The sequence below is a fragment of the Ruegeria sp. C2 genome, from assembly GCF_056537765.1.
This window is the reverse complement of the sequence record NZ_JBQFRZ010000009.1, coordinates 47,912-61,875: the sequence shown is the minus strand read 5'-3', so window position 1 is coordinate 61,875 and position 13,964 is coordinate 47,912. Positions and strand designations below refer to the sequence as shown.

Annotated in this window: 14 protein-coding genes; 12 read left to right on the top strand and 2 right to left on the bottom strand. The window is 57.8% G+C overall.

Going from position 1 to position 13,964, the window contains the following annotated elements; all coding sequences use genetic code 11:
- The first annotated feature begins 387 nt into the window (after nucleotides 1–387).
- The 4 genes from ACR0IV_RS19090 to ACR0IV_RS19075 are packed head-to-tail and all read left to right on the top strand — an operon-like array spanning nucleotide 388 to nucleotide 4,308.
- A complete protein-coding gene (locus ACR0IV_RS19090) occupies nucleotides 388–1,446 on the top strand; it encodes an ABC transporter substrate-binding protein (protein WP_170417838.1) in 1,059 nt (352 codons plus the stop codon).
- Between the two features lie 60 nt (nucleotides 1,447–1,506).
- Nucleotides 1,507–2,595 (top strand): ABC transporter ATP-binding protein, encoded by a 1,089-nt coding sequence (locus tag ACR0IV_RS19085; RefSeq protein ID WP_170417835.1) that lies wholly within the window; start codon nucleotides 1,507–1,509, stop codon nucleotides 2,593–2,595.
- A complete protein-coding gene (locus ACR0IV_RS19080; RefSeq protein ID WP_170417832.1) occupies nucleotides 2,592–3,494 on the top strand; it encodes an ABC transporter permease in 903 nt (300 codons plus the stop codon). The genes ACR0IV_RS19085 and ACR0IV_RS19080 overlap by 4 nt, the downstream gene beginning before the upstream one ends.
- A 10-nt stretch (nucleotides 3,495–3,504) precedes the next feature.
- A complete protein-coding gene (locus ACR0IV_RS19075) occupies nucleotides 3,505–4,308 on the top strand; it encodes an ABC transporter permease (protein ID WP_170417829.1) in 804 nt (267 codons plus the stop codon).
- 8 nt (nucleotides 4,309–4,316) lie between these two features.
- Here ACR0IV_RS19075 and ACR0IV_RS19070 read toward each other — a convergent pair whose 3' ends face one another.
- Complete coding sequence (locus ACR0IV_RS19070; RefSeq protein ID WP_170417827.1) at nucleotides 4,317–5,024, bottom strand: IclR family transcriptional regulator; 708 nt, start codon at nucleotides 5,022–5,024, stop codon at nucleotides 4,317–4,319.
- 85 nt (nucleotides 5,025–5,109) lie between these two features.
- Between ACR0IV_RS19070 and ACR0IV_RS19065 the strand changes: the two genes are divergently transcribed.
- The 8 genes from ACR0IV_RS19065 to ACR0IV_RS19030 are packed head-to-tail and all read left to right on the top strand — an operon-like array spanning nucleotide 5,110 to nucleotide 12,583.
- On the top strand, nucleotides 5,110–5,880 hold the full coding sequence (locus ACR0IV_RS19065; RefSeq protein ID WP_170608326.1) for an arginase family protein: 771 nt from the start codon (nucleotides 5,110–5,112) through the stop codon (nucleotides 5,878–5,880).
- Complete coding sequence (locus ACR0IV_RS19060) at nucleotides 5,873–6,547, top strand: hypothetical protein (protein ID WP_170417821.1); 675 nt, start codon at nucleotides 5,873–5,875, stop codon at nucleotides 6,545–6,547. The genes ACR0IV_RS19065 and ACR0IV_RS19060 overlap by 8 nt, the downstream gene beginning before the upstream one ends.
- Nucleotides 6,547–7,422 carry an arginase family protein gene (locus tag ACR0IV_RS19055; RefSeq protein ID WP_170417818.1) on the top strand — a complete coding sequence of 292 codons (876 nt, stop codon included), beginning with the start codon at nucleotides 6,547–6,549 and terminating at the stop codon, nucleotides 7,420–7,422. The genes ACR0IV_RS19060 and ACR0IV_RS19055 overlap by 1 nt, the downstream gene beginning before the upstream one ends.
- Entirely contained in the window at nucleotides 7,419–8,429 is a 1,011-nt protein-coding gene (locus tag ACR0IV_RS19050) for an agmatinase family protein (RefSeq protein ID WP_170417815.1), read from the top strand. Before ACR0IV_RS19055 ends, ACR0IV_RS19050 begins: the two co-directional genes overlap by 4 nt.
- Entirely contained in the window at nucleotides 8,426–9,121 is a 696-nt protein-coding gene (locus tag ACR0IV_RS19045) for a hypothetical protein (protein ID WP_170417812.1), read from the top strand. Before ACR0IV_RS19050 ends, ACR0IV_RS19045 begins: the two co-directional genes overlap by 4 nt.
- Nucleotides 9,118–10,563, top strand: coding sequence for an aldehyde dehydrogenase family protein (locus tag ACR0IV_RS19040; RefSeq protein ID WP_170417809.1), 1,446 nt, complete (start codon nucleotides 9,118–9,120; stop codon nucleotides 10,561–10,563). The genes ACR0IV_RS19045 and ACR0IV_RS19040 overlap by 4 nt, the downstream gene beginning before the upstream one ends.
- Nucleotides 10,563–11,759, top strand: coding sequence for a CaiB/BaiF CoA transferase family protein (locus ACR0IV_RS19035; RefSeq protein ID WP_170417806.1), 1,197 nt, complete (start codon nucleotides 10,563–10,565; stop codon nucleotides 11,757–11,759). The genes ACR0IV_RS19040 and ACR0IV_RS19035 overlap by 1 nt, the downstream gene beginning before the upstream one ends.
- Complete coding sequence (locus ACR0IV_RS19030; protein ID WP_170417803.1) at nucleotides 11,756–12,583, top strand: citryl-CoA lyase; 828 nt, start codon at nucleotides 11,756–11,758, stop codon at nucleotides 12,581–12,583. Before ACR0IV_RS19035 ends, ACR0IV_RS19030 begins: the two co-directional genes overlap by 4 nt.
- Before the next feature lie 464 nt (nucleotides 12,584–13,047).
- On the opposite strand, the gene ACR0IV_RS19025 is transcribed toward ACR0IV_RS19030, so the two are convergent.
- Nucleotides 13,048–13,959, bottom strand: a complete 912-nt coding sequence (locus ACR0IV_RS19025) for a homocysteine S-methyltransferase family protein (protein WP_170417800.1) — start codon at nucleotides 13,957–13,959, stop codon at nucleotides 13,048–13,050.
- Nucleotides 13,960–13,964: the final 5 nt, after the last annotated feature.

Below are 13,964 nucleotides of genomic sequence, written 5' to 3'. Positions count from 1 at the left end.
ATTGGCGCATACTGTCAAGAAGCTGCCACTCAAATTCGCGGATCAACGCAAAGCGAGTGAGAGTTTGCGGTCCGCACGTTCCACCAAATGCTTCAATCGGTGGCAGTTAACTTCGGGTCAGACGAAGATCGCTTCAGACGCCATATGTGCAAGATCGAACCCAGATGAATGCTGCACCAATGCGCGAATTGCGAGATTTTCCAGGCTCTGATGCTCAGGAAACGGGAGTGTGAATCCTACGGGGCAAAAGAATCCTTGACCAATTCCAACATCAGCTCTAGTAAAACTGAAATGACGTTTTGCTAGATGAAACGATTGCGAATGATTATGTGGAGCCGCGCATGTCGCGAAGCCACAAACCAACCAACAGTTCGGGAGGAGCCTGACATGATGAAAGATAACCAAAAACTGAAGCTCACCACGGCGCTAGTGGCAGGTGGCCTGGCCATTGCTTCGCCTGCCTTTGCCGAGGGAGAGGTCGTGTTTGCGTCCTGGGGAGGCTCGTTTCAGGATGCCTTGCGCTCAGCCATGCTGGAACCTGCCGCTGGTGCGCTGAATATCACTGTCAAGGAAGATACGACAAACGGCATTCAGGACGTGCGCGCGCAGATCACGGCGGGTGCCGTTGCATGGGACGTTACAGAACAGGATTTGCCTTCGTGTGAAACCCTGAGCCGGGAAGGCAGCCTTGAGCCGATCGACTATTCGATTGTTGACACCACAGGCATTCCGAAAGAGCTGATCCATGACAATTACATCGGCTTCATCAACTTCACCAAGGTGATTGCCTATCGCAAGGATGCATTTGGCGACAATGGCCCGTCCAATTGGGCAGAGTTCTGGGATCTGGAAAACTTCCCCGGCAAGCGCGGTATGCACGGCAAGGTGAACTATAACCTCGAAGCCGCGCTCATGGCGGATGGTGTGCCGATGGCCGAGATCTATGACACGTTGGCCACGAATGAGGGCAAGGCGCGCGCATGGGACAAGCTGGGTGAGATTGCCCCCGAAGTTACCGTTTGGTATCGCGGCGGGTCGCAATCGGCGCAGTTGCTGCGTGACGGCGAAGTGGACGTGATCCATATGGGCCATAACCGCGTAGAAAGCGTGATCGCGTCGGGCATTGATGTGGCCTATGCCTTTGATGGCGGCACGATGGACGTGGACTGCTTGTTGGTTCCCAAGGGGGCTCCGAATAAAGACAACGCGATGCGCCTTATCAACGAATTGCTGAGCGCCGAAGCACAGGCGAGGCTGGCGGTGACCATGCCGTTGGGTCCGGTGAATTCGGGTGCCTTCGGCACCGGGATAATCTCGGATGAGATGGCAGTGAAGGTCAACACACATCCCGACAACTATGGCAAGCAGCTTCTGGTCGATCCGAACTTTTACATCGGCCAGCTGGGCGAGTTGACCGAAGAGTTTGACACGCTGATCCAACAGTAAAAAATATCTGGGCGCGGCACATCTTGTGCTGCGCCCATTTTTGTCAGGTTAGGAGCCCCCATGTCACCTGCAGCCCACTCCCTTCCCATCGATATATCCAACCTGTGCAAGGCCTACGGATCGGTCAAAGCGCTGAATGACGTGTCTTTGAACATCGCCGCGGGCGAGTTCCTGACATTGCTGGGGCCATCAGGCTCCGGCAAGACGACGCTTTTGATGGCGCTGGCCGGATTTGTGCGTCCTGATGGCGGGTCGATCCGGTTTGGCGAACAGGAAATGATTGCAACGCCGCCCCACAAGCGCGGCCTTGGCATGGTGTTCCAAAGCTATGCGTTGTTTCCGTTCATGACGGTCGCAGAAAACGTGGCTTATCCGTTGAAAATTCGCGGGGTGTCCAAAAGCGATCAGAAGGCCCGCGCCGAGCGCGCGCTGGAGACCGTGCAGCTGGGCGGTTATGGCGACCGGCGCATCACGCAATTATCCGGGGGACAAAGACAGCGCGTGGCCCTTGCCCGCGCCATGGTTTTTGAGCCGCAGATCATTCTGATGGATGAGCCGTTGTCAGCGCTCGACAAGAAGTTGCGCGAACATATGCAAATCGAATTGAAGGCGCTGCATGAAAAGCTGGATGCAACTGTCGTTTACGTGACCCATGACCAGCGCGAAGCCCTGACGATGTCGGACCGGATTGCAGTGGTCAATCATGGGCGGATCGAACAGATCGCGACGCCTGAGCGGCTCTATCGCCAGCCGCATAGTTTCTTTGTGGCGGATTTTATCGGGGAATCCATTTCCCTGCCGGTTAGTGTAGCGAATGACACGGCGCAGCTTGGCGAGCGCGTTCTGAAATCCAATACGCCTATTGCGCTGGGCAGCGGAGGCCATCGTCTGATCATCCGGCCCGAGTTGCTGGAAGTCACAGCAGGCGCGGTGCCAGACGCCGCCAATGACCTGTCCGGCCAAGTGCATGACATCATTTATCAGGGCGACAGCGTTCTAGTGATCGTTCAGCACGACAGCGCTGGTCAGATCAATGTGCGTGTGCCTGCCAATCGCGCGGGCCAAACCGGGTTGCCGTCGAAGGGAGAGCAAATCGGCCTTGCCCTGCATCCCGAAGATACGATCATCGTACCGGAACATGTGGCATGAGTATCGCCGAGACGTATGAAGGTGCTGGGACTCTTCAGAATGCCAGCACGCTCAAATCCGAAGAACGCCGCGAAAAACTGACGTTTCTTGGGCTTTCGATGCCTGCGGTTTTGACGATCTTGATCGTCGTCTTCCTGCCGATTTTCTGGCTGTCTTCGCTGTCGTTTTTCAATGCGGCAGGCGAACTGAGCACGGAAAATTACACGCGCATCTTTAGTAGTGCTCTCTATCGGCGAACCTTTGTCGTCACGTTTCAGATCAGCATTGCCGTGACGGTGATTTGCGTCCTTCTCGGCTACCCGCTGTGCTACTGGCTGACAAAGATGCCGAACAAAACAGCGGCCATTCTGATGGTGTTTGTGCTGGTCCCCTTCTGGACCTCGGTTCTGGTGCGGACCTATGCGTGGCTGGTGCTTTTGCAGCGCAATGGGATCATCAATTCGTCGCTGATGTCACTTGGCATTATCGAAGAACCGCTGCAACTGGCGCACAATCTGACCGGCTCCATCATTGGCATGGTGCATATCATGCTGCCTTTTTTGGTTCTGCCGCTCTACGCCACTATGCGCAATATTGACGGCGACCTGGTCCGAGCCGCCGTGGGCCTTGGTTCCAGCCCGCGCGGGGCCTTTTGGCGGGTATTTTTCCCAATGTCCCTGCCGGGCCTTTTTGCCGGCATCGTGCTGGTTTTCATCCTGTCGCTTGGGTTCTTTGTCACACCGGCTTTGCTGGGCGGTGGCCGGGTTCAGATGCTGGCGCAGCGTATCGAAAGCACCATCACAGTCTATTCGAACTGGGGGGCCGCATCAGCCCTGGGCGTGGTCCTGCTGTTGCTGGCGCTGGCGATGATCTGGCTGATGAACCGTGTCTTCGGGCTCGACAAACTGTTTATGCGCTGAGGATCTGAAAATGGAACAAGTCGGACAACGTAAAATCGACGGCCTGTGGCTGACAGTGGTCGGCATTGCTGTGCTGTTCTTTCTCATCCTGCCCACGCTGATCGTTATCCCGATGTCGTTTTCGGGGGCATCCTATCTGGAATTCCCGCCGACATCGCTCTCGTTTCGCTGGTACGTGGCCTATGTCACGTCGCCGGAATGGATGAGCGCAACAAAGACCTCGCTGATCGCGGCGGCGCTGACCACGGCAATCGCGACGCCCCTGGGCTCACTTTGTGCCTATGGTCTGCATTGCTCTGCGCCTCGTATCAGGAGCGCGGCTCAAATCCTTGTGATCATGCCGATTGTCGTGCCAGTGATCCTGATCGCTGTTGGAGTGTTCAGCCTCTATGCCAAGCTGGGGCTCAATTACACACTGACCGGGATCGTGATCGCCCATACTGCGCTGGCGCTGCCATTCGTGATCGTGACGGTGATGTCGGGATTGCAGAATTATGATTTCGATCAGGAGCTTGCAGCGCGCAGCTTAGGGGCGTCCCGTGCATACGCATTGTGGACAATCACCGTACCGCAGGTGAAATTCTCGATCCAGACAGGGGCTTTTCTGGCATTTATCACGTCGCTGGACGAGGTTGTGATCTCGATGCTGGTCTCGGGCGGGGAAAACGCCACAATCACCCGGCGCATGTTCAATTCACTGCGTGATCAGCTTGATCCGACAATCGCGGCGATCTCGACCTGTCTGATTGTCGTGTCCATCACGGCGCTTATCGGTGTGCAGATGATCGGGCGTCGGAAAGACAAGGCACAATGATGCGGGTCTTATTTTTCGCCAAACTCCACCCGAATCTGGCGGGCGGCATCAAGGACCGCCGCGCGATACTTTTCGACGGCTGTGTCATTGAAGCGGACGCGCAGGCCGGACAAGCTGATCGCGCCCAGCAATTCATCTTCGAACCCAAGAACAGGAACCGACAGTCCGGCGACGTCAGGATCGCGTTCACCAAGGCTGAGATAATACCCGGCCTTTCGGATGCTGGCCGCCTGTTTTCCCTGCCGGATGGAATAAGCATCCAGCACCTGACCCGAAGAGCCCATGCTCAGCGGAATGATCTCGCCCTCCTGAACGTGATCCCGCGCAAGCCTTGGCGAATTGACCCGGTAGAGGCACACGCCAGAGTTGCCGCGTTGCACATAAAACGACGCACTTTCGCCGGTCGCATTCACCAAATTCGCAAGCACCGGTCGCACAATTGGCCCCATCCGCAGGTTTTGGCGAAACACGGATCCAAGACGCCACAAAGACGGCCCGAGGTGAAACAGACCCTCGGCGTCTCGCGTAATATGACCAAACTTTTCAAGCGACACGCTCAGACGCAGAATTGTCGCCTTGTTGACCCCGCTGCGGTCCGCAACCTCCTTCAAAGAGAGGCCTGCATCGCCCGGCTCAAAGATGTCCAGCACACGCAATGCGCGCTCTACCGCTTCGACACCACCATTGGCGTCAGGGGATCGGGGCTTGTCGGGCATAGGCAGACCTTTCGACGCAAATCCGTCGCTTTTTATAGCCGGTTTGAGCGCAATTGGAAATCGCAAATAACGAAGGCGTCTGGCAATGAATAGCGCGCGGAAACAAATGATAACAGCTGGTTATGCGGACCTTCCTTTTGGCATTCATTCGCAATGTAAGGCTGATTGTGTTGGGGTTATGGGCGTTCCGAGCGAAGTTAACACCGGGCCCCGATCCGGCACCTCTCTGGCACCCGATGCGCTGCGCAAAATGACTGCCCAACTTGGGATCGGACTGCCTGTAGATGGTCGGGATCTTGGCAATCTGGACCTGTCAGGGGATTGGCCTGCCGCGTTGGAACAACTTGTGACGCAAATGGTGGATCACGGTGTTGTACCCGTTGTCTTGGGTGGCGCGTCTGATGTCGCCTCGGGTGTGCTGGGGGCCTTGCCTGATCTGCCAGTTGTCGCGGCCATGCCGTTGGCCCGGCGTGATATCGCGACGCGAACAGCCAACACGATCTGGGTGGGATTGAACGGCGATCAACCTGCTGGTGTCTGGGATCTGATCAGCCAGCGCAAGATGGATTGGCGCACCGCGCGGCAGTTGGATGAAGGGCACGGCGACTATTCTGACACGCCCGAGCGCGCTGTCTTGTGGATCGACATATCGGTCATTGATCTGGGGCATGCAGCTGGCAGCGTCGGCCTAAATCCCGGCGGGATGAAACCTGAAACGCTGGTTTCCGTCATTGGTGCCATGTCCTGTAAATGGCAGGCGATTGTGATCACCGGCCTTGCGCCTGCGCGCGACACCAGGGGAATGTCGGAACTGGCGGCGATCGAAACCCTGAACGCGGCGTTGCACAATGAGTGAAGCGGCGCAAATACAGTTTGACGCGATCCCCAGTTTTCTGGGCGCATCCATTGGCGATCTGGAAGATCTCGTGCCCGGTCAGGTCGCGATTGCAGGCTATTTTTGTGACAATCTCGCCCGGCCATCGGCAGGGCAACGCTATCTCGCGCGCCAGCTTCGGTATGCGTCCTGCCCCACAGTAACACCCGCGAATGCAATTGACCTTGGGGACGTGAACGTCTTTCCGCTAGAACCTGACAAGCATTTTCTCGCAGTTGCCTCGCAATGTGAATCGGTTCTTGAAACCGGTGCCCGCATGGTGTTGGTAGGCGGCGATTCCAGCGGTTTGGAAGCGCTTGACGTCGCCGCAAGACAGGTCACAGGTGCGGATGTTCCCATCATTGGGGTCAATGGCGGCGCAGTGAGCCATTTGCCCCGCACCCAACCGGTCATCCTGTCTGTGGATTTACAAGAGCTTGCGGGCAAATGGGTATCGCACCCGCATCGCCTGACGGGAATGTCACCAGCACAAATGATCGCGCAAATTGACGCCACCCCGGGCGATACCATCGCGGCTGCGGTTTTTGGGCTTGCCCCGGAACTGGACAACCGTGGCAAGGCTGAAACCCGCGCTGCACTGGCGATCCTGCAAGCGGTCACAGCTCGTCTTGAGAAAGGAGCAGGCTGATGCCTCTACGTTCGGCCCCGTTGCCGCGCATGGCAGGGCATCTGTCGTTCATGCGCTCTCAGACCAAAGCAATCGGCGACGTCCGGTCTGGAGATCTGGCCGTACTGGGCATCCCGTTTGAAGATACAAACGCACCTCATGCAGGGCAATCTCTGGCGCCGCGTGCATTACGCGAAACCTCGGTCTATTTCGGTTGGCACGCAAATCCACAATTCAGTCACCCCGTAGATATCGATGCGCGTCAGGATATCAGTACCGATGGCCTGCACGAGCGGCTTTGTGATCTCGGAGATATTGCACCGGGGTCCGAAGATGCGATCCACGCGGCCTTGAAGGCGGCCATGCGTCAGATCAGCGACAATGGCGCCTGTGCAATCTTTTTGGGCGGATCAGATCGCATGTCCGAGACGGCGCGGAGCGCGCTCCCTCATTGTCAGACAGTGCAGCTTGGCGGTACACCAGCCGATGCGCGCGATTTTCATATTGCGCCCTTGCCGAACGGAACGACCACGCCGGTAAATAGAGATACTGCCGCGCAGCGTGCCGCGTTTTCAGAGTGGCGGGATCCATCAAAGCCGTTGTTTGTTCGGTTTGATCTCTCGGTGTTTGAAACATCGCTCAGTGCGCTTTGTGATCGGCCCCGTTTGGGGGGCTGCGATCTTGCGACGGTGGTGCAATGGCTTGAGCTTTTGGGACGGCACGAGGTCAGCGCCATTATGTTGACCGGTCTGAATCCGAACCGTCCCGGAATGGGTGTCGTGAAGGTTGGCCAACGCCTGATGGTCACGGCTCTTCTGGCGTTTATCTATGCGCGCCTCGGCTTTGGGATTGATTTTCCGCGCCGCCAAACTTCCAAGGAAAAAGTACTGACATGACTGCAGCGATAACGACATTTCTCCCGCCTCTGGCACAACCGGGGTATCGGCTGTTTGATGGGCCTCTGCTCGATGCCGCCGACGTCCGTCCGGGCCAAATCGGTGTGGTGGGTATGCCCAGCGATTGGACACATTCAAGCCGGCTCGGAACCAGGTTTGGTCCCGAGGCGCTGCGTAAGGCAACGACGGTATTGCAATCCATGCGACCGCAGGGGGTCAGTTTTGATCCAGATACGGGCCAAAGAAGCGCAACGGCCAGCGACTGGCTCGTGGATTGCGGGGATGCAGTGATCACCCCTGAGGATGTAGACGCAACCACCGAGGCCATTGCCGCAATGACCGAGGCGCTGAGCGTTGGAGGGGCGATCCCTCTGGCACTGGGCGGTGATCACTATAATAGCTTCCCGGCCTGCCTTGGCTATTCCCGTGGGTTGGCCAAACGCGCACCAAATGCACGTTTTGGGTATATCCAGATCGACGGTCATCTGGATTTCTCTGACCGGCTTGGCGCGTGGGGCAGCCATAACCACGCAACCAATGCCCGTCGGATTTCCGAACTGCCCAATGTCGACGTGTCCAATATGGTTTGGGTCGGGATCACCGGTTGGGTCGACAGCGGTGAACTCGCCTTGATCGAAGAGCAGGGCGGTCGGGTGTTTTCGGCTGGCGACGTACATAAATTGGGGACGGCAGAGGCAATTCGTCAGGCGTTGGAGCATGCCATGAAGGGATGTGACGAACTGTATCTGTCAATCGACATCGATGCGATGGACGCTGGCTACCTCCCCGGCACCGGCTCAATCGTTCATAGCGGTATTACACCGCGTCAGTATTACGATCTGCTGGATGGGCTGGCCGAGGCCCCGTTGGGTGGACTGGATATTGTTGAGGTGTCCCCTCCTCTTGATCCGTCGGAGCGTACCGAATTTCTGGCTGCAGAAATGTTGTTCCGGATCCTGCGTCGCTTCCGCACACAACCTGTGACCGGGGCGGTGACAGAGCAATGATGGACTACAAAGGAACAGAGCAGCTGGGTGGGTTTTCCCATGCAGGAAAAACACTTGCGCCCGCGACACGGCCCTGGATCACAGACCTGTCAGCGCTTTGCCCTTACGAGGGCCTGCAACCCGGGAACCTACCGGAATTTGAACGCGACCCGAATTGGGACAACTGGGCGCTCACCGACAGTCCCAAAGACCCGAACCTGCGCCTGAACTGGCATCTATTTGAGGACGGTGGAAGAAGATTGATGGTCGCCGACCGGATGCTTATGAGCCGCGTCAGCTGGCAGGATCTGGATGATGCGGGGTATGTCCATGGCACAGAGCTGTCGATTGATGGACGCCTGTTTCGCTGCCGGTTGCTTACGGGGGGGGATACGCCCTGTAGTGACCCTTTTCAGGGGGCGACGCGCCCCAATGAATGGGATGCGCTGGTGGGGGGCAGCGGGGCGTTGAACGCTCCGCAACCGGACCCGGCCAATAGTACAGCACCGCTTTGCCCGGATCATCTGACCTCGCCTCATAACCGTTTGTGGAACTGGTTCGGCGCGGTCAGCTGGACCGCCGAACCGGTTGCCAGACGGGCCGATGGGCGGGTGTGCAGGGGCTATCATGGCCCGACCTATTTTTACGTGAATACTGTGGACCACCGGCATGAAGATATCGGGTGGCGACCAGTTCTTGAGGAAGCGCTATGACTGCAAACCCCTTTGCCAACTTTATCGCCGGATCATGGGTTGCTAGCAGCGACGCGGCCCCCAATGTCAACCCGTCCGACCTGAACGACACGATCGGCGAGTATGCCCGGGCAAGCGCCGATCAAACGGTTGACGCAATCGAGGCCGCGGCCGCGGCCCTGCCGAATTGGCGCAAGACATCGCCTCTGGTCCGGTTCGAAGCGCTCGACCGGATCGGGTCGGAAATCCTCGCCCGTGTAGACGAGCTGGGCGATATGCTGGCCCGCGAAGAGGGCAAAACCTTGCCCGAAGCCAAGGCCGAAGCGCATCGCGCCGGGCATTTGTTCAAATATTTCGCGGCTGAGGCGTATCGTGCGACCGGCGACACCTACCAATCTCTGCGCGAAGGTGTGTCGCTAAATGTTGTACGCGAGCCAATCGGCGTTGTGGGCGTAATCACGCCCTGGAATTTCCCACTGGCGATCCCCGCATGGAAAATCGCACCCGCTCTGGCCTATGGCAATACGGTTGTGTTCAAACCTGCCGAACTGGTGCCCGGATCGGCATGGATGTTGTCCGATATTATTGCCCGTGCGGGCGTGCCTGAGGGGGTGTTCAACCTTGTGATGGGAAAAGGCCGTGAGGTTGGGGAGGCAATCGTTACGCACCCCAAGGTGTCCGGGGTCACATTCACCGGTTCCACACCCGTCGGTCGCCATATGGGGGCGGCGCTGTTTGCGCGAGGAGCGAAAATGCAGCTGGAGATGGGGGGGAAGAACCCCTTGATCGTGCTGGATGACGCCGATCTGGATCTGGCGGTGCACTGCGCCGTTCAGGGCAGCTTTTTCTCAACCGGACAACGCTGCACAGCGTCTTCCCGCCTGATTGTGACCGAGGGCATTCACGACGCATTTGTTGACCGTCTTTGCGCGGCAATGAAAGACCTTCGGATCGGTGATGCGCGCGCTCCGGAAACCCAGATTGGTCCGGTCGCCAGTGAAGCGCAGCTCGCCATCGACAAACGATACGTGTCTCAGGCTGTGGATGACGGTGCAACGCTTGCCGCAGGTGGTGGCGAGGTCAAATCCAAAACAACCGGCCATTACTTTGCGCCTGCGTTGTTTACGGATGTGTCACCCGACGCAGCCGTGGCACGAGACGAAATCTTTGGGCCCATCGCCGCCGTGTTACGCGTGCCGGATTACGACGCCGCCCTGGCCACGTCCAACGACTGCGAATTTGGATTGTCCGCAGGAATTGTCACGCGGGATCCCGCCAAAATCGATCACTTCTCGCAGAACGCCGAAGCAGGCATGATACAAGTCAATCTGCCCACCGCCGGCATGGATTTCCACGCACCCTTTACGGGCCGAAAGGGATCCTCTTATGGTGCACCGGAAAAAGGCAGCTATTGCCGCGAGTTTTTCACGGCGGCCAAGGTTGTACACGCGGGGCGCGGATAATGTCGCAGACACCTTTGAAGGGCATTCGTGTTCTTGATCTGACCAATGTCCTTGCCGGTCCGTTCTGTTGTCATCATCTGGCGCATCTGGGCGGCGAGGTTATCAAGGTCGAAGCCGTCGGTCGGGGCGATCTCGCCCGCCAACTGGGGGCCGACCCAGAGCTGAACAAAGTCAACATGGGCGTGTCCTTTCTCGCCCAGAACGCGGGCAAGAAATCGGTCACGGTCAACCTCAAGAACCCACGGGGTCGAGAGATTTTTCTGAAACTGGTCGAAACTGCAGATGTCGTGGTTGAAAACTTCCGGCCCGGCGTCATGACGCGCCTCGGCGTGGGCTACCAGACCCTGAAAGAGGCCAATCCGACCCTCATCTATTGTGCTATCTCCGGCTTTGGCCAAGAGGGCCCGTGGATACGCCGCCCGGCTTATGACCAGATCATACAGGGAACCTCGGGTGTGATGTCGATCACCGGGGATAGCGACAGCGCGCCGCTGCGCGTTGGATATCCGGTGGCAGACACTGTGGGGGGCATCACCGCAGCCTTTGCGATTTCATCTGCTCTGAACGCCAATCCGCGCGGCACCTTTATTGATGTGTCGATGCTGGAATCGGTGCTGGCGACAATGGGCTGGGTGGTGTCGAACTATCTGATCGCCGGCGTCAATCCGACTGCCAATGGCAATGAAAACCCCACTTCGGCGCCTTCCGGTGCGTTTGAAGCGAAGGGCGGGTTGATCAACATTGCCGCAAACAAAGACCAGCAATGGGAGCTACTGACGGACCACCTGGGATTGGCCGCGCTGCGCGAGCGGCCTGAATATGCCACGCGCGAGGATCGCAAACGCAATAGGCTGGCTCTGAAAACTGAGCTGGAGACCGTGTTGAAGACCCGGTCACCGCGCGACTGGGCCAAGGAACTCAATAGCATTGGTGTGCCATCAGGAGCGGTTTTGACAGTGCCGGAAGTATTGGAAATGCCGCAGGTTGCAGACCGCGGTTTCCTCGACCAGTTTGAAAACGTCCCCGGCGTCGGACGCGACATTCAGGTTGCCACGACCGGGATCAAATTGGACGGCAGCGCGCCCACCGTCGATGCACCACCGCCCACATTGGGGCAGCACAACTCTCAAATCTGGAGCGAGTTAGGTCTTTCACCGGAAGACATTGAAAAACTGGCAAAGGATGGCGCGATATGACGGACCCCGCAGGACGCAATGACGCCGATGCCATTTGCCACTGGTGGCGCACCGAAATTATCGACATGGCTCCGGGGCGGATCGCCTTTCGCGGCCACCCGATCCAGGACCTGATCGGAAACGTCAGCTTTGCTCAGATGATCTGGCTCATGGTGCGCGGCAATTTGCCCACGCCAGAACAGGCGGCGCTTTTTGAATGCGCGCTGGTGGCGGGCGTGGATCATGGTCCGCAGGCGCCATCGATAGCCGCAGCGCGTATGGCCGCGACCTGTGGGCTGGGGCTCAACAACGTCATGGCCACCGGGGTCAACATGTTGGGTGACGTGCATGGCGGCGCCGGTGAACAATGCGCCGAGCTTTATTTCGACGTCGCCAAACGGATGGATGACGGCGCTGAACAGGAAGTTGCCGTCCGCGACGGTATCGCCGCCTGGTGTGAGGAAAATGGCAAGATCGTCTCGGGTTTTGGCCACCGTTTCCACAAGCCCGTCGATCCCCGCGCACCGCGATTGATGGCGTTGGTACGCGAGGCCGCGATGTCAGGCACTGTAGAAGGGCGATTTGCCGATATCGGTGAAGCTATACAGACGGAAATCGGACGTAAGCGCGGTGCCGATATCGCGATGAATATCGATGGGGCCACGGCTGTTATCTTTTGCGAATTGGGGTTCCCGGCACCGCTTTCCCGGGGATTGTTCTGTCTTTCCCGCTCGGTTGGCGTCTTGTCTCATGGCTGGGAACAGATTCAACAGGGCGGGCGGAACAAGGGGCCAATGCCGCCGCGTTATCTGCCGGAATATATTGGTGTCAAATCGGAGCGCTAACCCGATGACCATTGATGGTGCGAACGCCTAAATTCACACCGAACTTGGCATTGAAGCGCCACTGGCGTGTGGACTGTTTTGCCGGTCTCGGTCATTGGGCATCCCCCCCTAGAAGCAGACCCAACATGTTAGTCTGAACAAAGATTCACTTCTTTGGTGTTGTCTTTGAAGGTATTTCAATCCAGGCGAGAATCGATACATTTTCACGCTTGTTCTGACGTCAGCGAAGCGCACCGAGCTGCCATCGCGACAAGCGCGGCGAATTCACACTTGGTCCGCGATGCGTGAGTTTGTCGATCGCTGGATTTCGCAGTCGCAGCTAAAGTCCGGTCTGGTGGGCCGCACCGCAGCGATGCGCGCCCTCGGTCAACGGCAGGAATGGGCCGATCTCCTAACAAGTTGTGGAAAGAAATTACGGGATCACCTTAGATCTCAGCGTTATCGCTCAGATTGAACCAAGTTGGCTATGCTAGTTCGCTGATCATCGATTTCAGATGGCGCATGTCGGTACCGCAGCATCCTCCAAATACTTGGATCGACGGATTCTGCCTCGCAATCGCGGCAATCTGTTTACCAAGTTCAGCTGGATCGCCTTCGTCCAGCTCATCTGCTTCGTCAAGTTCCGCATGCGAGCAACTCGAAGCGTTCGCCACAAGGCCTCTCAGCCGGGGGTGGTTGCCAAGCGCTCCGGCGAAATGGGTAGGGTGAGCGCAGTTGACCATAAAAAACAGCGCCGCCGAGTCGGTTGCTGCGTCGATCTGGTCAATTCCGTCCACAAGTTTGGTCCCGTCTGCCAGGCACCCGTCTGTCTCAACAACCAGAGACATGATGATCGGCAGTTCAGCGTCCCGGGCGGCGAGGATGCATCCCGCTGCCTCGCTTGGGCGGTTGAATGTATAAGCGGTGACCAGATCGAGGCTTGTGTCTTTCAGGCTGTGCATTTGAGCGGCGTGGTATTGACGTGCATCTTCGACGGGTACCGGCGGGATGTCGGCGTAAGGATCATGGCGCGGGCCGATGCAGGCCGACACCAGTACATCATCGCGAGCGGCAGCTTGGCGCACGTCTTCCATTAGACTGACCGCATCTTTGTTTACTTCGGCGAGCCGCTCTGCATCGTACCCCAAGGGCGCTGCCCGGTCGGCGTTCGCCATCCATGTGGGCGCATCAAGGATGCATCCGACATTCATTTCACGGGCCAGATCGACAAGAGCCTGCATTTGACCGGCCAGTATCACCCTGGTGCCAGGTTCTTCCAGCAATGGAAACGACGCGAAACCGGGAAGCTCAATTCCATGATTGAAAATCAGGTCGGTGCCAGTGCCGGCGTAAACCAGAAAGGGCTTGTTACCTTCGAGTGGGAGCTGTCGCGCCATTCTGA